Below are 21,938 nucleotides of genomic sequence, written 5' to 3'. Positions count from 1 at the left end.
GCTGCCTTCTGCCGTCAGGCGTCGATGCGTTCCCGGTCCAGGCTGGCGGCGCCTGCAATGATGAAGTCCTTGCGCGGGGAGACATCCGAGCCCATCAGCAGGTCGAAGATCTCCTCTGCCTGCTGCGCGTTTTCGATCCCCACCTTGCGCAGGGTACGGTGCCGCGGGTCCATGGTGGTTTCCGCCAGCTGCTCGGCGTCCATTTCGCCCAGGCCCTTGTACCGCTGGATGGGTTCTTTGTACCGCTTGCCCTCTTTGGCCAGGCGGGCCAGCAGGACGTGGAGCTCCGCCTCGGAGTAGGTGTAGATCATCTCGTTGGCTTTTTGGCCTGCGTTGATGACCTCCACCCGGTGCAGCGGCGGAACCGCCGCGAACACCCGGCCCTCCAGGATCATGGGCCGCATGTAGCGGAAGAAAAGGGTCAGCAGCAGGGTCCGGATGTGGGCGCCGTCCACGTCGGCGTCAGTCATCAGGATGACCTTGCCGTAGCGGGCGGCAGAGAGGTCGAAGCTGCGCCCGGACCCGGCCCCCACCACCTGGATCAGGGCGGCGCACTCGGCATTGGAGAGCATGTCCCCCACCGAGGCCTTCTGGACATTGAGGATCTTGCCGCGGATGGGCAGCAGCGCCTGGAAGTCGGAGGACCTGGCCAGCTTGGCGGTTCCGAGCGCCGAATCGCCTTCCACAATGAACAGTTCGGAGCGTGCGACGTCGTCCGTGCGGCAGTCGGCCAGCTTGGTGGGCATGGAGGAGGTTTCCAGCGCGTTCTTGCGCCGTTGGGTCTCCTTGTGCACGCGGGCAGAGATGCGGGACTTCATCTCGTTGACGATTTTTTCGAGCAGCAGGGCGGACTGGGCCTTGTCATTGCGGTTCGCGGAGCTGAGCTTGGCGCTGATCTCCCGCTCTACCACTTTGGCAACGATGGCGCGGACGGCTGATGTGCCCAGGATTTCCTTGGTCTGGCCTTCGAACTGCGGCTCCGCAAGCCGCACCGTCAGGACAGCCGTCAGCCCGGCGAAGATGTCGTCCTTTTCGATCTTGTCGTTGCCGGCCTTGAGCTTGCGGGCGTTGTTTTCCACGGCCTTGCGGAACGTCTTTACCAGGGCCTGTTCAAACCCGGACTGGTGGGTTCCGCCCTTGGGCGTGGAGATGATGTTCACGAAGCTGCGGACCGTGCTGTCGTAGCCGATCCCCCAGCGCAGTGCGACATCGACTTCACAGTCGCGCTCCACCTCGGCGAGCTGGCTGTGCCCGCGCTCGTCCAGGACGGGGACCGTCTCCTTGAACTTTCCGGAGCCATGCAGCCGCCACACGTCCGTGACCGCCGGATCGGCGGCGAGGAATTCGACGAATTCGGAGATGCCGCCGTCATGGTGGAACACCTCTTCGTGGACGCCCGCCTCGCCGGGGGTACCCGGAACCCTCCGCTCATCCCGCACGGTCAGCTTGAGGCCCGGGACCAGGAAGGAGGTCTGCCGGGCGCGGGCGGCCAGTTCCTCGTAGGAGAACTTGGCGTCCGGGGTGAAGATCTGCCGGTCGGCCCAGTAGCGGATCCGGGTTCCCGTGACGCCGCGCTTGGCCTTGCCGGCGATGTCCAGGACCGAGTCGTCAACGAACGGTGTGAAGGGCGCGGCGGGGTCCGTTTTGGAACCGGTGTCCTTGAAGCGCCCGGGTTCGCCGCGGCGGAACGACATCTTGTAGGTTTTCCCGCCCCGGTCCACTTCGACGTCCAGGCGGGAGGACAGGGCATTGACCACGGACGCACCCACACCGTGCAGGCCGCCCGAGGCGGTGTAGGAGCCGCCCCCGAACTTGCCGCCGGCGTGCAGTTTGGTGAAGACAACCTCCACGCCCGTCAGGCCCGTCTTGGGTTCCTTGTCGATGGGAATGCCGCGGCCGTCGTCGTGGATCTCCACGGAGTTGTCCGCGTGCAGGATAATTTTGATGTCGTGGCCGAATCCGGCCAGCGCCTCGTCGACGGAGTTGTCGATGATTTCCCAGAGGCAGTGCATGAGGCCGCGGGAGTCGGTGGAACCGATGTACATGCCCGGGCGCTTGCGGACGGCCTCAAGGCCCTCCAGTACAGAAAGGTGCCGGGCAGTGTAATCAGAACTTGGTGCCACTGGTGGTGAGCTCCTTCAGGGACGTAAATCAGCGGGCTGGGATCGCTTCCTCTAGGGTAGTCGGCGCGGCGCCCGCGGTCCGGCTGCCACACCTGGCGGAGAGTGTGGACCGCACCACGTCAGGGCGTGCGCAGGCTGCTTGGACGTTCTTGAGCCAACATTGCGGATACGCGCACAGCGAACTTGCCCCATCCTTGCGATGGTTTTGTTACGAATGCTGGTTATATAGACGTACTGATCTACTAAGGAGGCCGACATGACAACAGCAGTGGCAGACCGCACACTCAATGCACTGGACCGGTGCGACCGTTGCGGAGCTCAGGCCTATGTCCGGGTTGTATTGGAGTCCTCCGGCGGTGAGCTGCTGTTCTGCGGCCACCATGCCCGCGCAGTCGAGGCGACTCTGAAGCCCTTGAGCTCCGACTGGCACGATGAGACAGGCAAGCTTCATGAGAAGGCAGCCGTAGAAATCGACTAGCTTCCCCAAGCTGTTGGGACCCCACCGGAAGGTGGGGTCCCAATTCTTTTAAGCCGCGTCCTTCTTTTTAGGCCCCGCCCCGGCGTTAGAGGGCACAGCTCCGGCCGGCCAGTCCCTTTGCCCGCGCATTCTGGCTGGAACTGAAAAGCGGCCCGCCCGCTGCCACGCCCGCGAGGGGCACGGCAGCCGGCGGGCCGCTTTTCCAGCTCATCCTGCTGTTAGTCGAGGTAGTCCCGGAGCACCTGCGACCGCGAGGGGTGGCGGAGCTTGGACATCGTCTTCGATTCGATCTGGCGGATGCGCTCACGCGTCACTCCGTAGACCTTGCCGATTTCGTCTAAAGTCTTCGGCTGTCCGTCGGTCAGGCCGAAGCGCATGGCCACAACCCCGGCTTCGCGCTCGGACAGGGTGTCCAGGACGGAGTGCAGCTGTTCCTGGAGGAGCGTGAAGCTCACGGCGTCCGCGGGAACCACGGCCTCGGAGTCCTCGATCAGGTCACCGAACTCGGAGTCGCCGTCCTCGCCCAGGGGCGTGTGCAGCGAGATGGGTTCACGGCCGTACTTCTGGACTTCGACAACCTTTTCGGGAGTCATGTCGAGTTCAAGAGCGAGCTCTTCGGGCGTAGGTTCGCGGCCGAGGTCCTGGAGCATCTGGCGCTGGACGCGTGCCAGCTTATTGATGACTTCGACCATGTGGACCGGAATACGGATGGTGCGGGCCTGGTCCGCCATGGCGCGGGTGATGGCCTGCCGGATCCACCAGGTGGCGTAAGTAGAGAACTTGAAGCCTTTGGTGTAGTCGAACTTCTCCACTGCACGGATCAGGCCCAGGTTGCCTTCCTGGATCAGGTCCAGGAAGAGCATGCCGCGTCCGGTGTAGCGCTTGGCCAGCGAGACCACCAGGCGGAGGTTGGCTTCGAGGAGGTGGTTCTTGGCGCGCTTGCCGTCATGGATGATGAATTCAAGCTCGCGCTTGTACTTCGGGTCCATGGAACCGTCGTCGGCGTTGATCTTCTCTTCGGCGAACAGTCCGGCTTCGATCCGGAGGGCAAGGTCCACTTCCTGCTCGGCGTTGAGCAGTGCCACCTTACCGATTTGCTTCAGGTAGTCCTTGACGGGGTCGGCCGTTGCTCCGGCGGACATGACCTGCTGGACAGGCGCGTCGTCGTCGTCAGCGTCCGAGTAGACGAAGCCCTTGCCGGAACCGGCAACTGCCTTGGCGGGATCAGCCTCGGCGTCCTCCTCAACGACTTCAGGTCCTTCGAGGACGATGTCGTCGAGGTCTTCCTCGACTTCTTCGGCGTCGTCGGTGTCACCGGCAGCGGACTTTGCGGCTGCCGCCTTCGCACCGGGCTTGGGGCCGCGCTTCTTGGGCTCGGGCTTGCCGTCCGCTGCAGCCGCACCGGCCAACGCCTTGTTGGCTGCCCGGGTAGCTGCACGCTTGGCGTTGGTCGCAGCCTGCTTCTCCTCGGCGGACAGTTCGTCCTGGGCGGCGGGGTCCTTCTTCGTGGAAGACGGGGTCACAGAAAACCTTTCTAGCGGTGGTCTGTGGAATCACCATACGGGCAACACCACTATGACCCTGTCAAGTCCGTGGTGAAAACCAAGCGCCACCACGGCCTGCAGAGTCTGTTAAGACAACTGCCGGAGCCGCTGTTATGTTCCCCGCGGGGTCCACCACTGTGCGCTCAATACACGGACCCAACCGGGTCTCGGCCTCCATTGTCTCATGTTTTCCCCGAATCGGGCCTCCCCGTCATTCGCCCACGCCGGGTGTCCCCGCCGTCAAGCCCCGCCTGCCGCCGCTCCCCCGGCCCCCGGGAGCGTTCACGCCGCGTCCGGACCGAACTGCTGCCAGGCAGCCTCCTTCCGTGCCGCCCAGCCGCAGAGTGTTCCGCGCCGGACCAGTTCCAGCAGCAGTTCCGCGAGGCGGTACCCGGGTTCTGCGTCAAGGGCCTGCCGGAGATAGGCCGCCGAGTAGGAGCCGCGGCCGCGGCACCAGGCAATCCAGCCCCTTCCCGTGAACGATGCAGCCGCCGCCCGGCCGCCGGCTGCGGCAAGCCGCCCGAGGACCAGGTCCAGGGCGTTGAGCCGTTCCCAGTCCGGGACGGCAGGGGCCACGCCCATCAGGACGTCCCCGTAGCCTGGGATGTCTGCACCCGGCGGTCCTTCCTGGGGCGGTTCTCCCCGCGCCGCACCGCCGTGCAGCCCACCCGCGGATGCCCCGGTCCCCTGAAAGACCTCCTGGGGAGCCACAGGATCCAGCAGGCATTCATCCCCGAAGAGCCCCAACTGCCCGGCACCGGCTTCGGCAGCTTGTGTGCCGGCTGCCGCCATCATCAGGACAGCATCCCGGTACGCGGGGACCAGCAGCGACGCCCGCAGGAATCCGTCGCGATCCGCCTCGGGCAGCCAGGCTTCCCCCTTCGGGCTGTTCAGCAGATCCCGCCAGAGCCTGAGGACCGCGTCGAACTGCGGCCTGCTTGGCCGGCGAAGGTCCAGTTGCGCGGACCACGCGGTTTCAGCCTCCCTGACGGCAGCCAGATAGAGGCTTGAAACCGGAAGCGGGGGTGCCTGCTCCTCCGGCTGCGGGCCAACGCTGCTTCCGCGGTACACCATCTCGGCGTTCAGGGTGCTGTCACGGATCTGCTGCACTGGCCGGCCAGGGAGCGGGCAGCATGAAACATCCATGCACCAGGCCTCCCGCCAGAAATCATCGCCGACGTACCAGGCTTCCCGGACTGGCATCCCGGCCCTTTCCAGCATGGAGTCCAGTCCGGCCAGCAGACCGTCGTACCGGGACGGCGACGACGCGCTGCCGTTGCTGGTGAAGAACGCCAGCAATGTGCCGTCAGCTTCCTTGTCCGCTTCCAGGTAGCGGAGGACGGCCTGCAGGAATTTTGCCGGTGCGGCCAGGACCTCGCGTCCCGGCAGGTCCAGCCGGAGGGTAGCGCCAAGCCTCGTACCCTGCAGGGTCATCGCCACAAGGCTCTGCGCCGGCCAGTATCCGAGTGAGTGCGGAATGAAGCCCAGGATGTCTTCCGGGCTGCGGACTGTCAGGTGGTCTGGAGAAGTCATGGCTCCAGCTTCCGCCGCCCGCCGGCGCCGGTTAAGGCCGGAAAGCGGCTATGTGCGGAAACCAGGCCTGTGGAGGACCAGTGTCACTCGTCCGGGAGGGAGGACCCGCGGCGCCGTGCAAGGTTTTCGCGCCGCTGGCGGGCCAGGGCGCTGCGCAGCGGTGGCACAACCACGCCCTGGGCGGCCATCTGCCGCCGCACTTTGCGCCGGCACACGAGCATGGCTGCTGCCCCGAACCCCAGCAGCAGGAACTGGACGCTCAGGGCGATCCGGAAGGGATCCAGGCCGTAGAGGACGCCCTGGGAAAAGCCGCTGGCAAAAAGGATGTCCAGCACGAGCCCGATCAGGAAGATCGCCACCAGGGCGGCGATGAACCCGCCCACGTTGACGATGCCCGTGGCCGTCCCGATCCGGTGTGCAGGGTTGAAGGTGCGGGCAAAGTCGAAGCCGATCATGGACCCCGGCCCGCCGACGGCGAGCACCACCACAAGACCGGCCAACAGCCACAGCGGGGCACGGCCGGGGGTCAGCAGGACGGCGGCCCACGCTGCCGCGGTAGCGCCGGCGATGAGCAGGACCATGGTGGAACGCCGCAACGGGTGGCGGGAGACGAAGCGTCCGATGAAGGGCCCCACCGCCATCGCGGCGGCGACGTAGAGGGCCATCAGGGCCGCCACCGTTCCGGCGTCCAGGCCCTGGCCGGAGAGCAGGAACGGGTAGCCCCAGGTCATGGCGAACACGGTACCGCTGAACTGGATGGTGAAGTGGCTCCAGAGCCCCAGGCGGGTCCCCGGCTGGCGCCAGGCCCGGGCCAGCGAGGACCCGGTAGCCCGCAGCCCCTGCTGGGCCTGCGGGCGGGCGGTTCCCGGCGGGACGTCCTGCAGCAGCACCAGGGTCAGGACGACGGCGAGCGCTGACATCCCGGCAAGCATGAGGAACGCCGGGGTCCAGCCCGCGAGATGCAGGACGAAGGCGAAGGGGATGACGCTGAACAGCTGGCCGAGCTGGCCGGACATGCCCGTCAGCTGCGTCACCAGCGGCACCCGGGCAGGAGCGAACCAGAGCGGAATCAGCCGGATCACGGAGATGAATGTCATGGCGTCCCCGGCGCCCACCAGGACCCGGCCTGCAACTCCCCCGGGAATGCTGTCTGCGAAGGCGAGCTGCAGCTGGCCCAGGCCCATAAGGACTGCACCGCCGGCGATCATGGCACGGGAGCCGAACCTGTCCACCAGCAGCCCCACGGGAATCTGCAGTCCTGCATAGACAAGGAGCTGAAGGACGGTGAAGAAGGAGATCGCTGACGCGCTGGCCTGGAACCTCTCGGTGGCTTCCAGTCCCACCACGCCAAAGGACGTGCGCTGCGCCACGGCCACCAGGTACCCGAAAATTCCGATGGTCCAGATAAGCCAGGCGCGGGGTGCAGTCACCACTTCATTATGCCCGGGCGCCCGCCGCGGCCTTTACTGGCCCGGGTTCTCCCGGGCCAGGTACGCCTCCACCGCAGCCCCCAGGTCGTCGGCGTTGGGCAGCTCATCGTTCTCGTCCGCCAGGAGCGACCGGCGGACCGTGCCCTCGGCCTTTTCGTCGTAGCGGGCCTCAAGCCGCGACACGACCTGCTGGACGTCCTCGGAGGCGTCGATCTGTTCCGCGATCTGCCGGCCTACCTCGCGCCCTGCCTCACGGAGCCTGTCCGAGGGGAGCATCAGGGATGTGGCGGCGCCCAGATATTCAAGGCCTGCGACGGCGGCGGTGGGGTATTCCGCCTCGGCCAGGTAGTGCGGCACGTGGATGACGTAACCGGCAACGTTGCGTCCTGCCTCCACCAGGCGGAGTTCCAGGATGTGGCCCACGGCGGCGGGGACCTCCACCGTCGGTTTCCAGACGGAGATGCCCTCGATCAGGTCAGGGCGGTTGCCGTGCACTGTCACGCCCACCGGCCTGGTGTGGGGAACGGGCATGGGGATGGAGTGGATCCAGGTCACCAGGTTCACGTCGAGTTTCTCCACGATACCCACCACGGCCCGTGCGAACCTCTCCCACTGCAGGTCCGGTTCGAAGCCTGCCAGCAGCAGGAAAGGCTTTCCCAGCCCGTCCATCAGCCGGTACAGGGCCAGCCGGGGTTCCTGGTAGTCCTGGAGGTGGTCCTCCACGAACGTCAGGTGCGGCCGGCGCGAGCGGTAGTCAATAAGCTGGTCCGCATCAAAAACGGCCACCGGCTCGGCGTCGAGGGAGTCCAGCAGTTCGGCATTGATCTGCTTCACCACGTGCCCTGCGTCAGCGAAGCCGGTAAAGCCCATCACCAGGTTCAGCCCGCGGAGTTCAGGGCTGTGGAACAGCTCAATGTTGCTCGCATAGAGCGCATCGGGGTCCAGCAGGGAGCCGGAGATCCGTTCAAGCACGGCATGTTCCTTTCACAGGTGCGGGTGGACATTCTTTACAACGCCCCGGGACGGCCGGGCATTCCGGCGCCGGCTGTGGCGCAGCTCTCACGGGATTCACCAGCTCAGACACGGAAGGGCTACGATCGGAACTGGCCTGCCAGACGGGCCCGCAGGCACCCGGACTGCGTTCCGAACGGCGGTACCCGGGCAACCATGGCAGAGCGCCGAACATGCACCCCTGCCCGAACATCTTTCGAGAATCGAGGACTGATCCGCGTGGTCAAGAATACTGAAATCAACCTTAGTACCCTCTCGCGGGACCTGAAGAAAAGCCCCAGTGACGCCGTCGTCATAGGTGTGGGGCAGGGTGCGGACGGACCCGTCCTCCTGGACAACCCGCTGACCGCCCGGTCCGCCGAGGCGCTGGCCGATTCCCTGAAGGCCCTCGGCATTACGGGCGCAGCGGACCAGCTGGTGCGCCTGCCGGGCCTTCCCGAGACCGGCGCGGGCGTTTTGGTCCTCGCCGGGGTGGGCAAGGTATCAGCCTCGAAGCCACTGGCAGGGGAAGCCCTGCGGCGGGCAGCAGGCTCCGCCGTCCGCCAGCTCGCCGGCCTGGCCACGGTTGCCCTGGCATTCCCGACGGCGTCCCTCGCCGACGTCGAGGCCGTAGCCGAAGGTGCCGCGCTGGGCGCCTATTCCTTCAGCGAGTTCCGGTCCTCCAAGGACGGCCTGAAGGACCCCGTCCGCAATGCCGTGATCTTCACTGAACTGGCCGGCCAGAAGGAACTGGACGAAGTCCTCAAGCGGGCCACGCTGATCGGCAGGGCGGTTAACGCCACCCGGTCCCTGGTCAACCAGCCGCCCAGCCACCTCTACCCGGAAACCTTCGCCGACGCCGCGAAGGACCTCGCCAAGGGGCTGCCCGTCAAAGTGACCGTCTGGGACGAGAAGCGCCTTGAGAAGGAAGGTTTCGGCGGCATCATGGGCGTGGGCAAGGGGTCGGCACGCCAGCCCCGCCTGGTGAAGGTGGAGTACTCCCCTGCCAAGGCCACCTCGAAGATCGCGCTGGTCGGCAAGGGCATCACGTTCGACACCGGCGGCATTTCCATCAAGCCGGCGCTGGGCATGGGCGACATGAAGAGCGACATGGCGGGGGCCGCCGTCGTCCTTAACACTGTCCTGGCGCTCGCGGGACTCGGCCTGCCGGTCAAGGCCACCGCCTGGCTCTGCATCGCCGAGAACATGCCCTCCGGCGCCGCCTCCCGCCCGGCTGACGTCCTCACCATGTTCGGCGGCAAGACCGTTGAGGTCCTGAACACCGACGCCGAGGGGCGGCTGGTCATGGCCGACGGAATCGTTGCCGCGAGCCGCGAGTACCCGGACGCCATCATCGACGTTGCCACGCTCACCGGGGCGCAGCTCATCGCCCTGGGCAACCGGACAGCCGGCGTCATGGGATCCGAGAGCGTGACGGGCCCGCTCAAGGCGGCAGCGGACCGGACCGGTGAACTCGTGTGGCCCATGCCGCTGCCCGAGGAACTGCGGCCCAGCCTGGATTCGCAGGTCGCCGACCTCGCCAACATCGGCGAACGCCACGGCGGCATGATGACCGCCGCCGTTTTCCTCCGCGAGTTCGTGGGTAAGGGCAAGGACGGGGAACAGATCCCCTGGGCCCACATCGACATCGCCGGGCCGTCCTTTAATAACGGGAGCCCGTACGGCTACACGCACAAGCAGGGAACGGGCTGCACCGTCCGGACCCTGGTGGCGTACGTGGAGGACATCCTGGCTGCCGCCTGACCATTTGGCGGCCTCCGACGTGCTGTTACGCGGCTTTGCGGGACCGGTGATCCCTGTGCCACAAAGCCGCGTGACACTCGACACAAGCGCTCCACAATCGTGGTGCCAGGGTGGAGCATGGATAAGTGGTTCGCTAAGGTGAACCACGGTAGTCACAAATGCAAGAGAATTGGCCTGCTGGCATAATCACGGCAGTGCAAGTTCCAAGACCAGATGATGCGCGCAGATCGCGTCATCGTTCACGCGAGGGAGCGTTTAAGTGGCCGATCAGGCAACTGCGCAAGAATTCGACATCCTGGTACTCGGTGGCGGCAGCGGCGGATACGCCGCCGCGCTCCGGGCAGTACAGCTTGGCCTCACCGTCGGCCTCGTGGAGAAGGCCAAGCTGGGCGGCACCTGCCTCCACAACGGCTGCATCCCCACCAAGGCCCTCCTGCACTCCGCGGAGCTGGCAGACCACGCCCGCGACTCCGCCAAGTACGGCGTGAACGTCACCCTTGACAGCATCGACATCAATGCCGTCAACGCGTACAAGGACGGCATCATCGCCGGCAAGTACAAGGGCCTGCAGGGACTCATCAAGTCCAAGGGCATCACCGTCATCGAAGGCGAAGGCAAGCTCCAGGGCACCGACACCGTCGTGGTGAACGGTACCGCGTACAAGGGCAAGAACATCGTCCTGGCCACGGGTTCCTACTCGCGCACCCTGCCCGGCCTGGAGCTCGGCGGCAAGGTCATCACCTCCGACCAGGCCCTGACCATGGACTTCATCCCCAAGAGCGCCATCATCCTCGGCGGCGGCGTCATCGGCGTCGAGTTTGCCTCTGTGTGGAAGTCCTTCGGCGTGGACGTCACCATCGTGGAGGGCCTGCCCTCGCTGGTTCCCAACGAGGACGCCACCATCGTCAAGAACTTCGAGCGTGCCTTCAAGAAGCGCGGCATCAAGTTCTCCACCGGCGTGTTCTTCCAGGGCGTCGAGCAGAACGACGACGGCGTCAAGGTCACCCTGGTGGACGGCAAGACGTTCGAAGCCGACCTGCTGCTCGTTGCCGTGGGCCGCGGCCCCGTCACCGCCAACCTCGGTTACGAGGAAGCGGGCATCACCATTGACCGCGGCTTCGTGATCACCAACGAGCGCCTTCACACGGGCGTCGGCAACATCTACGCGGTGGGAGATATCGTCCCCGGCGTGCAGCTGGCGCACCGCGGCTACCAGCAGGGCATCTTCGTGGCCGAGGAAATCGCCGGCCTGAAGCCCGTGGTCGTCGAGGACATCAACATCCCCAAGGTCACCTACTCCGAGCCGGAGATCGCCACCGTGGGCTACACCGAAAAGGCCGCCAAGGAGAAGTTCGGCGAGGACCAGGTGCAGACCCAGGAATACAACCTCGCGGGCAACGGCAAGAGCTCCATCCTGGGCACGTCCGGCCTGGTCAAGCTGGTCCGGCAGAAGGACGGCCCCGTGGTGGGCGTCCACATGATCGGCGCCCGCATGGGCGAGCAGGTGGGCGAGGCCCAGCTGATCGTCAACTGGGAAGCGTACCCGGAGGATGTGGCCCAGCTGCTTCACGCCCACCCCACCCAGAACGAGTCCCTGGGCGAAGCCCACATGGCACTCGCCGGCAAGCCTCTTCACGGCTAGTCTCCCCAACACCCAAGGGCCTGGTGCACCCGGCACGGAATGCCGGGTGCACTAGGCTGGCCAAACGGCAGCAATCATCCGCACTAAAGATCAATAAGGAGAACGGGGACGACATGTCTGAATCCGTTAACTTGCCCGCCCTCGGTGAGAGCGTCACCGAAGGAACCGTCACCCGCTGGCTCAAGCAGGTAGGTGACCGGGTAGAGGTGGACGAGCCGCTGCTCGAAGTCTCCACCGACAAAGTAGACACTGAAATCCCCTCTCCTGTAGCTGGCGTGATTGAGGAAATCCTGGTGGCCGAGGACGAGACCGCCGAGGTCGGCGCTCCCCTGGTCCGCATCGGGGACGGCTCCGGCGGCGGCGCACCGGCCGAAGAGGCGCCCGCCGAAGAGGCCCCCGCTGCCGAGGAAGCGCCGGCTCCCGCCGAAGCCCCCTCCACCGAGGCGTCCGCTCCCGCAGAAGCACCTGCGCAGGAAAAGTCCGCACCCGAGGCACCGGCCGCCAGCGGCGAAAGCCACGACGTCACCCTGCCGGCCCTCGGTGAGAGTGTCACCGAAGGTACCGTCACCCGCTGGCTCAAGGCTGTTGGCGACGCCGTGGAGGTGGACGAGCCCCTGCTGGAGGTTTCCACTGACAAGGTCGACACCGAAATTCCCTCCCCCGTGGCCGGTACCCTCCAGGAGATCCGCGTCAACGAGGATGAGACCGCAGAGGTCGGATCCGTCCTTGCCGTTATCGGTTCAGGCGCTGCTGCCGCCCCGGCCGAAGCCCCCTCCACCGAGGCACCGGCCAAGGAAGAGCCCAAGGCCAAAGCACCGAAGGCTGAAGCACCCGCACCGCAGGCCGCTCCCGCCCAGGAAGCGCCCAAGCAGGACGCACCCAAGGCTGCACCCGCTCCCCAGGCTGCTGCACCGGCGTCCGAAGAGGCTGCCCCGTCAGCAGGCGGATCCGAGTCGGGCTATGTGACTCCCCTGGTCCGGAAGCTCGCCAACCAGCACGGCGTGGACATCACTTCCCTCTCCGGCACCGGCGTTGGCGGCCGCATCCGCAAGCAGGACGTCATCGCCGCAGCCGAGGCAAAGGCAGCTCCCGCCGCCGCGCCCGCAGCTCCGGCAGCGTCCGCCCCGGCAGCCTCCGCATCCGCGGGCCAGGCCGCTTCCTCGCTGCGCGGCACCACCCAGAAGGCCCCGCGCATCCGCCAGGTCATCGCCCGCCGCATGCGCGAGTCCCTTGAGGTCTCCACTCAGCTGACCCAGGTCCACGAAGTGGATATGACCAAGGTCGCCAAGCTCCGTGCCCGCGCCAAGAACTCCTTCCAGGCACAGAACGGCGTCAAGCTGACCTTCCTGCCGTTCATCGCCAAGGCTGTCGCCGAGGCCCTCAAGCAGCACCCCAAGCTGAACGCTGCCTACGATGAGGACAAGCAGGAGATCACCTACCACAACGCCGAGCACCTGGCGATCGCCGTCGACACTGACAAGGGCCTGCTGGTTCCGGTCATTTCCGACGCCGGCAGCCTGAACCTTGCGGGACTGGCGGGCAAGATCGCCGACGTTGCCGGCCGCACCCGCGACGGCAAGATCGGCCCGGACGAGCTGTCCGGCGGCACGTTCAGCATCACCAACATCGGCTCGGTCGGGGCCCTGTTCGACACCCCGATCATCAACCAGCCGCAGGTGGGCATCCTCGGCACCGGCGCCATCGTCAAGCGCGCCGTGGTGGTGGCCGATGAGAACGGTGACGATTCGATCGCCATCCGCTCCATGATGTACCTGTCCCTGACGTACGACCACCGCCTGGTGGACGGCGCGGACGCCGGCCGTTTCCTCCAGACCCTGAAGGCACGCCTTGAAGAAGGCGCCTTCGAAGCGGACCTGGGGCTGTAACACCCGGACGCACACGACGGCGGTGCAGGCAACGGCGGGATACCTCCCGGACTGCCTGCGCCGCCGTCGTCGTTTAACGCTCCGGTGCTCCGGCAGGCTCCCGCACGGCACCTAGGGCGGACGGGGCACCACGCGCCCGCCCTGCTACTACGCCCGGTAGAACGAATGGCTACACTGGTCCCATGAACATCGTCTATAACATCGTGGTCTTCCTGCATATCGTCGGCGCCGCCATGATCGTCGGCATCTGGATCGGCCAGATGAAGAAGCCCACCGTCCACCCCCGCCAGTTCGACGGCGCCATGCTCCAGCTGCTGACCGGCGTCGCCCTGATGGGGCTTATCCCGGCCCTGGACATGGACGCCAACTACTTCAAGCTCGGCATCAAGTTCGCAGTAGCCCTCGCGGTTGGCGTGCTCGCCTTCATCGGCCGCCGCAAGTACAAGAAGGGCGAGGACATCAGCGCAGGCCTGGCGCACGGCGTAGGCGGACTCGCGCTGCTGAACATCGCCATTGCGACGCTCTGGCAGTAAGGCCCCAGGCTAAAACCACGACGGCGACGCTCCCTTCCGAGGGAGCGTCGCCGTCGTCGTCTCATGCCCTTGTCATAATCCTCTGACAGCGGACAGCCGGTGCATGCCGCGGGTGTTGTCCCTAGGATGGGACACGGCGGGGTCCAGGCAGCGGCCTGCCCCGGTACACATCGATCTGAGGAGTGAACATGGCAGCAACACGTTCAGCAAACGCAGTATGGCACGGCAACCTGACGGAAGGTGCCGGCACCACCAGCCTGGCCACCTCGGGCCTGGGCACGTTCGATGTCACCTGGAAGGCCCGCACTGAAGCGGCCAACGGCAAGACCAGCCCGGAGGAACTCATCGCCGCAGCCCACGCCGCGTGCTTCTCCATGGCCTTCAGCAACGAGCTCGATAAGGCGGGCCACACACCGGAGGAAGTCCGCACCAAGGCAGACGTGACGTTTGTTCCCGGCACGGGAATCACCGGCAGCCACCTCACCATGTCAGCGCGGGTCCCCGGCATTTCCGAGGAGGAGTTCCAGAAGATCGCGGGCGAGGCCAAGGTGGGCTGCCCCGTGTCCGGCGCCCTGGCCAGCATCGACATCACCCTGGATGCGGCCCTGGAGTCCTGATCCGGCGAGAGTAAAAAAGCCCTGCCTGGCCATTCCGGCCAGGCAGGGCTTTTTGCTGCGCTGCGGGTTATTGCTGATGCGGCTTCTGCTGCCGGGGCTACTTCCCCTGGCGGCGTGCCGGCAGCGGAGCGGGACGCAGCCGGCGGTAGCCTTCGCGGGCCGGCGGACGGTCGGTGGGCAGTTCCTGGATCATTTCCTTCAGCGCGCCGATGCCGTACTCCAGCTGGGGGTCCCGGCCCGCCGCGTAGGCATGGGGCGGGAACGTGACCTCGATGTCCGGGTCCACACCGTAGTTCTCCACGCTCCAGCCCACTCCGCCGCCGAACCAGGTGGCGTACCGCGGCTGCGTCACGCCGGTGCCGTCGGCCAGGGCGAAGCGGTTGTCGATGCCCACAACCCCGCCCCAGGTGCGCGTTCCGATGACCGGTCCGATCCCCCTCAGCTTGGACACCTGCGTAATGATGTCCCCGTCTGAGCCGGCAAACTCGTCGGCAAGGATAATCACCGGGCCGCGCGGCGCATGGTGGGGGTATGTCCGCGGCTTTTCCCCGCGGGGCATGCTCCAGCCCGTGACCTTGCGTCCAATGAGCTCTGCCACCAGCTGCGAGGTGTGCCCGCCGCGGTTGCGCCGGACATCGACGATCAGTCCGTCCAGGGCAGTTTCGGTGTCAAGGTCCCGGTGCAGCTGTGCCCAGCCGTTCGCCATCATGTCCGGGATGTGGAGGTAGCCGAACGTGCCTGCCGACGCTTCACGGACGGTACGCCGGTTTGAGGCCACCCATTCCTGGTACCGGAGGCGCTCCTCGTCCTTGACGGGCACGACGGCGACGCGGCGCTGGGTGCCCGCTGCGGCTCCGTGCGCGGCACCGTTCAGGAGGGTCAGCTCGACGGCACGCCCTGCTGCTCCCACAAGCTGCATGGCCGGGGTGACGTTTTCCGAGAGCGGCACGCCGTCGATGGCGAGCAGGATGTCCCCCGCCTTGCCGCCGACGCCGGGCCGGGTCAGGGGCGACGTCGCCAGCGGGTCTGAGGACTCGCCGGCAAGGATCCGCGTGATTTCCCATCCGGCGGACGTGTAGGCCAGGTCGGCCCCCAGCCTGCCTTGGCCGTGGCTGCCGTTCTCCGTGACAAGTGCCGGCCGGACGTAGGCGTGCGAGGTTCCCAGTTCGCCGTGCAGTTCCCACAGGAGGTCCACCAGGTCATCGTGGGAGCCCAGGCGCTCCACCAGGGGACGGTAGCGCTTGTGGATGGATTCCCAGTCCTGGCCGGCCATGTCCTCGGTCCAGAAGAAGTCGCGCTGCAGCCGCCACGCCTCGTCGAAGGCCTGGCCCCACACACTGAGCGGTTCCATCATGACCCGGATCCGGCCGAGGTCAACCTTGACCAGCTTCCCGGATTCCTCATCCGCCTTGGCATCGGCGGGAACCACGGTGACCTGCTTGTCGGAGACCAGCACCACCTTGCTGCGGTCCCCTGACAGGCGGTAGCTGTCCAGCGCGTCCACCAGTGTGGTCTGCTTGCGCCGTCCAAGGTCGAACCGGACCAGGCTGGGCCGGGCATCCTTGTCGTCCTGGCTGGCCTTGCCGTCGCCGGTGACCCCGGCGAGGGCCCAGTCGAGCCACAGCAGGGCTCCCTCAGTTGCCTTCAGGGAGGTGTAGTTCCCCTGCGGCACGGGAACGGTGATGACCCGGTGCGCCAGTCCCTCGGCGTCCACCCGGACGTCCGGTGCTGATGTTTCCCCGTCCGGGCCCTGTCCGTCTCCCCCTGCGGCTGCAGCTTCCCCCGCTTCGGAGTCCACCGCGGGACCAAAGGGCGACGGCGTGTCCGCCGAGAGTGCCACAAGGTACGGCTTGATGGGGCTGGGGAAGGAGAGGTCGAAGGAATGTCCGTCGTACACCGGGTCGAAGCTGCGGTTCGACAGGAACGCCAGGAACTTCCCGTCCGGGGTAAAGACCGGGGATTTGTCTCCGAAACGGCCGTCCGTGACATCCACCGGGACGGATCCCGGCTTTGCCACGTTGGCCATCCGCAGCCGGCTGCGGGAACCGAAGGACGTGACCGGCTCCGACCACACGAGCCACTGGGAGTCCGCCGACCACGAGAGGTCGGCAACCGTGCCCTCGCCAATGCTGGACACCAGCGTCAGTTCACCTGTGCGGGTGTCCGCCACATAAACCTCGCCGAAGGATGTGCCGAGGGCGAGCCGTTGCCCGTCAGGACTGGCTTCCAGGGCGCTGGCCCGCGAGGGACGGGGAAAGTCGATGCGGGTTGCAGCCGGAAGCGCCTGTGCTTCGGCGGCGGAGGTGCCGGCTTCAGGAGCAACGTCGGCCTGCTCATCCGAGGCGTGGGCAGGCACGGCGTTTCCGGCCAGCGCGGGGTTCCCGGCCAGCGCGGCAGCACCGGCAGCCGGGACCGGCTGCGGCAGGACTACGGCCTCTTCTTTTCCTGCGGCCACTGGCGCAGTAACGTCCGCCGCGCTGGGGGCTGCGGCGGCACCCGGTCCCGCGCTCCGTTCCGTGCCGGCAATCCCGGCATGCGGCACCGGAGCCGCGATGTCCTTGATGTACAACGCCTCCACATTGTCGTGGTCGGCAAGGTAGGCGATCCGGCCGTCCCCCAGGGGCCGGGGCAGGCGGGCGCGGACACCCGACGTCGCCTCGATGATGCGGGACGGTCCGTCCTTGTGGCGCAGCCAATGGATGGTGCCGTGGGCTTCTATTGCACTGGCGGAGCCGGTCGTGTCAGGTACTGCCGCACCGAGGTGCCTGGCGGTCTTGAGCAGGGCAGGACGCCTGGACTGCGAGGCGGAGCCAAGGGTGATGTCCAGCCGAACGGCGTCGGAGCTGAGGTCGTGCAGTACCCACAGCTCGCCCGCTGATTCGAAAATGACGCGTTTGCCGTCAGTGGCGGCATGCCGGACGTAGAAGTCCTCGTGGTCCGTGTGCCGGCGCAGGTCCTTTCCGCTGGGAAGGACCGAATACAGGTTGCCGTAGCCTTCGTGGTCCGAAAGGAAGGCGATCCGGCCGTCCACCCACATGGGATCGGCGAGGTTGCCGTCAAGCTCCGGCACAAGGCGTTCAAACTCTCCGTTGCCGTCGGCGTCGATCCACAGCTTTCCCGCGGTGCCGCCGCGGTAGCGTTTCCACCAGGCAGGTTCGCGGGACAGCACGCTGCCCACCACCACGGGCCGTTCGTCACCCACCTCCGGGCCAAAGGCCACGGACTCAACCGGCCCGTACGGGAGTTCCTCAGCCCAGCCGCCCTCCAGCGGGACGCTGTAGGCGTGTGTGTGCCTGCTTTCGGCCTGGCGGAACGCGCTGGTGACCACCACTGAACCGCTGGCAGTGAAACCCTTGACCCGCGTTGTGCTGTGGCCGAAGAAGGTCAGCTGCCGGTACCCTCCGCCGTCGACTTCTGCCGACACCACTTCCGGCGCCGTTCCCTGGACCACCGTCCAGACCAGCCGCTTCCCGTCGGGGGTGAAGCGGGGGTTGCGGGCGGGAAGTTGGAGTGCCGAGACGCGCCAGGCGCGGCCGCCGCCCAGGGGCGCGATCCACACATCGTCCTCGGCCACGAAGGTGACCAGATCGCCGTGCAGATGCGGGAAACGGAAGTAGCTGGAAAAGGTCATCGTTCGATCATAGTCAACCCTCCTGCGGCCTGTCGGGAGGTGCTGCCGGCGCTGTGGCGTGGTGAGATGGACCATGCGCATCGTCATGGCCGGCGCCTCCGGGCTCCTCGGCACTTCCATGTCAGAAACCTTCACCAAGGCGGGTCACGACGTCGTGTCCCTGGTCAGGGGGGACCCCGCCTCCGCGTCCGAGATCAGGTGGGATCCCGCGGCCGGCGGCCTGGATCCGCAGGCGCTGGCCGGGGCGGACGCCGTGGTTAACCTTTCCGGCGCCGGCATCGGCGACCGGCCCTGGACCCGCAAACGGGTGGAGGAGCTGTTCAGCTCGCGGGTTGGTGCAACACAGACCCTCACGCAGGCGATGCGGCAATTGGATTCCCCCCCGGCGGTCTTTATCAGCCAGTCCGGCTCGAACTACTACGGCGACGCCGGCAACACCGTCCTTCGGGAGTCCGCACCGCCGGGATCGGGAACCTTGTCCCGGATCTGCGTTGAGTGGGAGGACGCGGCCCGTACGGCCCCGGAGGGGGTGCGGGTGGTGACCACGCGGACAGGCGTTGTCCTCAGCCGTTCAGGCGGGGCGCTGGGCAAGCTCCTGCCCCTGATCCGGCTGGGTCTGGGCGGGCCACTGGGGAGCGGCCGGCAGTACTGGCCCTGGGTCACCCTGCCGGACGTATCAGCGGCATTCCTCTTCCTGCTCGAGTCACGGGTCAGCGGGCCAGTGAACCTGTGCGCTCCCGAGCAGGCCGACGTGGGCACCCTGGTGGGGGAAATTGCCCATGCACTGCACCGGCCCGCAGCCCTGCGGGTACCCGCCTTTGTGCTGCGGCTGCTGATGCGTGATCTGGCGGAGGAACTCCTGCTTTCCAGCCAGCGCATGGAACCCGCGGTGCTCCTGGAAGCCGGGTTCAGGTGGCAGCATCCCACGCTGGCACAGGCCGCCCAGTGGGTTGCCGGCAAGGACTAGGTGGGGATCAGTCCCCTGGAAGGATTTCGCTGATGCGCCACGTGCCGTCCACGGCCACGAGGACCAGACGGATCTGGCGGCTGGTGGTGGCCGGGCCCGTCCCGACGACGGAACCCCCTGCGTCCTGCTCCTCATAGGCGGAGGAACTGGAGCGCACCTGCACCAGGGTGCGGGTGGCAGTGGCTCCGTCCTCCACATGTAGCCCGGCAAGGGTGCTGGAAAACCCGGCGAGGACGTGGCCGGAGCCGCGAAGCCGTTCGGCTGTCCGCCCATCGGCTGCAGCTGCCGGCGAGCCTTCCGCATTCACCTCGGCGAGCAGCCCGAACTCTCCCGTGCTGAACGCCAGGTCCCGCAAGGCAGCGAGGCCCTGGACAGCCTGGAGTGGGTCCGACGCCCGCGCCTGCTGCCTGGCGACAGCCCCAGGGCCGCCACTGTTGCCGCCCCCGCTGTCTTTCACTGCTCCCTGCTCGCTTCCGCCACTTTCGGTGGGGGCGCCGGAGATGGCCTGTGCCGTTTGGCTGGCAGCAGTTTCACTTGCTGCAATTTCATGTGCCGCAGTCCCACCCGCCGGAGTATCTGGCCCCTGTCCGCCGTCGGGTTCCTGACCAAGGACGGACTCCCGGGCAGTGACGGACTCCGGCGTAGGACCTGGCCTCACCGGCAATTCTGCTGCCCCTGCAAGCCACCATGCCGCGGCCGCCACCACCACGGCGGCCGCAGGGAGGATGCCGCGCACCAGTGGCGCGCGCCGCTGCAGGGGCGAGCGGCGCCGTCCCCTGCTGGGGTGAGCTGGGCCGCGTTGTGCCGTGCCGGCATTTGCTGGGCTGGATCGTACCGCGCCGGCATCTGCTGGGCTGGATCGTGCCAGCCCGGCATCTGCTGTGCCAACAACTGCAGGGCCAGCGTGCGCGCTGCAAACGTCCGCTCGCCCGGCGTGCTTCCCGCCGGAAGGGCGGCGTTCGTTCACGGGCTGTGGGAACGGCATGCGCGGCCCAGCAAAAGACAGGCCGGAGAAGGGCAGGCAGGACCACCTGGCAGTGGCGATCCACCTGCCTGCAGCCTTGTACTTTTCCGCAGCTGCCCCCGGCCGGGACGCCGCCGCGTCCTGCCGGCGGGTCAACAGCTCCGGAATCACCGTGGGATGGACGGAGGACGCGAGGTCCAGTGGCCGGGGCGACGCGCTGCGGTAGACGGCCGTTGCCAGCGCCGCGGCGGTGGGCCGGGCACGCCGGTCCTCGTTCAGGCCTGCTTCCAGTGCAGCGGCCAGCTCCCGCGGAACGTCCGGGACCAGGAGCGGCAGCGGCGGCCGGCCCGAGGTCCTGGGCGGAGCCTGGCCTGTGAGGCAGAACCAGCCCAGCGCCGCCGTCGAATAGACATCCCGTTCGGGCTGCAGCCCACGCACGGCGTCCACCGGTGACGGGTCCACGAAGCCCGGTGTTCCTGACGCTGCAGCACAGCCGGGGTCGCCCAGCATCCGCGCGATGCCGACGTCGGACAGCAAGGGCTTGCCCTGTCCGGTGAACAGGACGTTTCCCGGCGAGACGTCCGCATGGGTGAATCCCTTGCCGTGCAGGTATCCCAGCGCTTGGGCGATGGGTGTCAGCACCGTCACCGTTTCGCCAACGCTCAACTTTCCGCGGCTGGCCACCAGGCCGGCCAGGGACCCGCCCGGCGCATAATCCATCACCAGGGCCGTGCAGCCTTCCGGCTGTCCTGGAAACCGGACGGCGTCATATGCCTTGACCAGGTGCGGATGGTCCAGGACTGACAGGATGCGGACCTCGCGCCGGACCGCGTCCTCAGTCAGCGGTTCGCCACCGGCTGGGCCGCCCTTGCCGGGGTGGAAGCACTTGAGGGCAAACTCCCGTCCGGTCCGGTCTTCCCTGCCCAGCCAGACCGTCGCGCTCCCTCCGCGGCCCAGCATCCGTCCCACGGCGAAGCCGGGCACCTCGGGCACCTGCGAAATTTCCATACGACATGTCTAGCCGAATCCTCTTCGCCGTGCAGAAGTTATCCACAGGCTCCGCGGCAGCGTGCCGCCACCGCCTGGGGCTCCGTGTGACGGGCGTCCGGCAGGCGGGTGAGCTTAAGCACTAAACCGGGCACGGGACGCCGCGGCGTCTAAGCTGGATGCCATGACTCTTGAGTTTTCACAGCTGGGTCTTGCTCCCGATTTTGTCGACTACACGCGTGGCTGGCAGATCCAGAGCGAACTCCACGACAAAGTGGTCGCGGGGGTGGCCCCCAGCACTGTCCTCCTCCTGGAACACGCGGCGGTCTACACCGCCGGCAAACGGACCGAAGATCATGAACGGCCCTTCGACGGCACGCCGGTGGTCCCCGTGGACCGGGGCGGAAAACTGACCTGGCACGGTCCCGGCCAGCTGGTGGGATACCCCATCATCAAACTGAAGAACCGGGCAGGCATCCGCGACTACGTGGAACGCCTGGAAGCCGTGATCATCGCGGTGCTGGCAGATTACGGCATCACCGCTGTCCGCATCAAGGGCAGGGCCGGTGTCTGGATCACCGCGGACAGCAAGGGCCCGGACCGGAAGATCGCCGCCATAGGCATTCGGGTACATGAGGGCGTCACCATGCACGGGTTCGCCATCAACTGCAACAACGATCTCGCCCCCTATTCCCAGATCATCGCCTGCGGCATCACTGATGCCGGCGTGACAACCATCGCCCAGGAAACGGGCCGTGACGTCGCCCCGGCTGACCTCGTGTCCCGCATTACTGAAGAACTGCGCAAGAATGAAGACGCCCTGGTCGCTACCCCGAAGGAGCACTACTG

The 21,938-nt window shown here is 66.9% G+C and carries 15 protein-coding genes; 8 read left to right on the top strand and 7 right to left on the bottom strand.

Annotation, left to right across the window (positions count from 1 at the left end; genetic code table 11):
- Nucleotides 1-14: 14 nt before the first annotated feature.
- Complete coding sequence (locus AC6CHP_RS20065; RefSeq protein WP_188732214.1) at nucleotides 15-2,123, bottom strand: DNA gyrase/topoisomerase IV subunit B; 2,109 nt, start codon at nucleotides 2,121-2,123, stop codon at nucleotides 15-17.
- 256 nt (nucleotides 2,124-2,379) lie between these two features.
- On the opposite strand from AC6CHP_RS20065, the gene AC6CHP_RS20060 reads away from it, so the two are divergent.
- Nucleotides 2,380-2,601, top strand: coding sequence for a DUF7455 domain-containing protein (locus tag AC6CHP_RS20060; RefSeq protein ID WP_013600696.1), 222 nt, complete (start codon nucleotides 2,380-2,382; stop codon nucleotides 2,599-2,601).
- Nucleotides 2,602-2,819: 218 nt separating this feature from the next.
- Here AC6CHP_RS20060 and AC6CHP_RS20055 read toward each other — a convergent pair whose 3' ends face one another.
- The 4 genes from AC6CHP_RS20055 to AC6CHP_RS20040 form a co-directional block, all read right to left on the bottom strand.
- A complete protein-coding gene (locus AC6CHP_RS20055) occupies nucleotides 2,820-4,124 on the bottom strand; it encodes an RNA polymerase sigma factor (protein WP_498231859.1) in 1,305 nt (434 codons plus the stop codon).
- A 303-nt stretch (nucleotides 4,125-4,427) separates the two neighbouring features.
- Nucleotides 4,428-5,678 (bottom strand): DUF4192 domain-containing protein, encoded by a 1,251-nt coding sequence (locus AC6CHP_RS20050; RefSeq protein WP_498231857.1) that lies wholly within the window; start codon nucleotides 5,676-5,678, stop codon nucleotides 4,428-4,430.
- Between the two features lie 83 nt (nucleotides 5,679-5,761).
- Nucleotides 5,762-7,108 carry an MFS transporter gene (locus tag AC6CHP_RS20045; protein ID WP_104187570.1) on the bottom strand — a complete coding sequence of 449 codons (1,347 nt, stop codon included), beginning with the start codon at nucleotides 7,106-7,108 and terminating at the stop codon, nucleotides 5,762-5,764.
- 33 nt (nucleotides 7,109-7,141) lie between these two features.
- Nucleotides 7,142-8,080 carry a proteasome assembly chaperone family protein gene (locus AC6CHP_RS20040; RefSeq protein ID WP_188732216.1) on the bottom strand — a complete coding sequence of 313 codons (939 nt, stop codon included), beginning with the start codon at nucleotides 8,078-8,080 and terminating at the stop codon, nucleotides 7,142-7,144.
- A 258-nt stretch (nucleotides 8,081-8,338) separates the two neighbouring features.
- Between AC6CHP_RS20040 and AC6CHP_RS20035 the strand changes: the two genes are divergently transcribed.
- The 5 genes from AC6CHP_RS20035 to AC6CHP_RS20015 all read left to right on the top strand — a co-directional run bounded on the left by AC6CHP_RS20035 (nucleotide 8,339) and on the right by AC6CHP_RS20015 (nucleotide 14,540).
- Nucleotides 8,339-9,862 (top strand): leucyl aminopeptidase, encoded by a 1,524-nt coding sequence (locus tag AC6CHP_RS20035; protein ID WP_498231855.1) that lies wholly within the window; start codon nucleotides 8,339-8,341, stop codon nucleotides 9,860-9,862.
- 259 nt (nucleotides 9,863-10,121) lie between these two features.
- A complete protein-coding gene (gene lpdA / locus AC6CHP_RS20030; RefSeq protein ID WP_188732218.1) occupies nucleotides 10,122-11,504 on the top strand; it encodes a dihydrolipoyl dehydrogenase in 1,383 nt (460 codons plus the stop codon).
- A gap of 113 nt (nucleotides 11,505-11,617) precedes the next feature.
- Nucleotides 11,618-13,390: a 2-oxoglutarate dehydrogenase, E2 component, dihydrolipoamide succinyltransferase gene (gene sucB / locus AC6CHP_RS20025; protein ID WP_498231853.1), complete on the top strand. Its 1,773-nt coding sequence runs from the start codon at nucleotides 11,618-11,620 to the stop codon at nucleotides 13,388-13,390.
- A gap of 182 nt (nucleotides 13,391-13,572) precedes the next feature.
- Complete coding sequence (locus tag AC6CHP_RS20020) at nucleotides 13,573-13,923, top strand: hypothetical protein (RefSeq protein ID WP_066275205.1); 351 nt, start codon at nucleotides 13,573-13,575, stop codon at nucleotides 13,921-13,923.
- A 188-nt stretch (nucleotides 13,924-14,111) separates the two neighbouring features.
- Entirely contained in the window at nucleotides 14,112-14,540 is a 429-nt protein-coding gene (locus tag AC6CHP_RS20015) for an OsmC family protein (RefSeq protein WP_498231851.1), read from the top strand.
- A gap of 97 nt (nucleotides 14,541-14,637) precedes the next feature.
- Here the strand turns inward: AC6CHP_RS20015 and AC6CHP_RS20010 are convergent, their stop codons facing one another.
- Nucleotides 14,638-18,171, bottom strand: coding sequence for a S41 family peptidase (locus AC6CHP_RS20010; protein WP_498231849.1), 3,534 nt, complete (start codon nucleotides 18,169-18,171; stop codon nucleotides 14,638-14,640).
- Nucleotides 18,172-18,244: 73 nt separating this feature from the next.
- Between AC6CHP_RS20010 and AC6CHP_RS20005 the strand changes: the two genes are divergently transcribed.
- Nucleotides 18,245-19,138, top strand: a complete 894-nt coding sequence (locus AC6CHP_RS20005; RefSeq protein ID WP_498231847.1) for a TIGR01777 family oxidoreductase — start codon at nucleotides 18,245-18,247, stop codon at nucleotides 19,136-19,138.
- A gap of 7 nt (nucleotides 19,139-19,145) precedes the next feature.
- Here AC6CHP_RS20005 and AC6CHP_RS20000 read toward each other — a convergent pair whose 3' ends face one another.
- Complete coding sequence (locus AC6CHP_RS20000; protein ID WP_498231845.1) at nucleotides 19,146-21,110, bottom strand: serine/threonine-protein kinase; 1,965 nt, start codon at nucleotides 21,108-21,110, stop codon at nucleotides 19,146-19,148.
- A 163-nt stretch (nucleotides 21,111-21,273) separates the two neighbouring features.
- On the opposite strand from AC6CHP_RS20000, the gene lipB reads away from it, so the two are divergent.
- On the top strand, nucleotides 21,274-21,938 hold a 665-nt coding region (gene lipB / locus AC6CHP_RS19995), incomplete at its 3' end, for a lipoyl(octanoyl) transferase LipB (RefSeq protein ID WP_498231843.1).

This window comes from Pseudarthrobacter sp. GQ63, assembly GCF_059758765.1.
The sequence above is the reverse complement of the archived record's forward strand: the minus strand, read 5'-3'. Positions and strand labels throughout refer to the sequence as shown.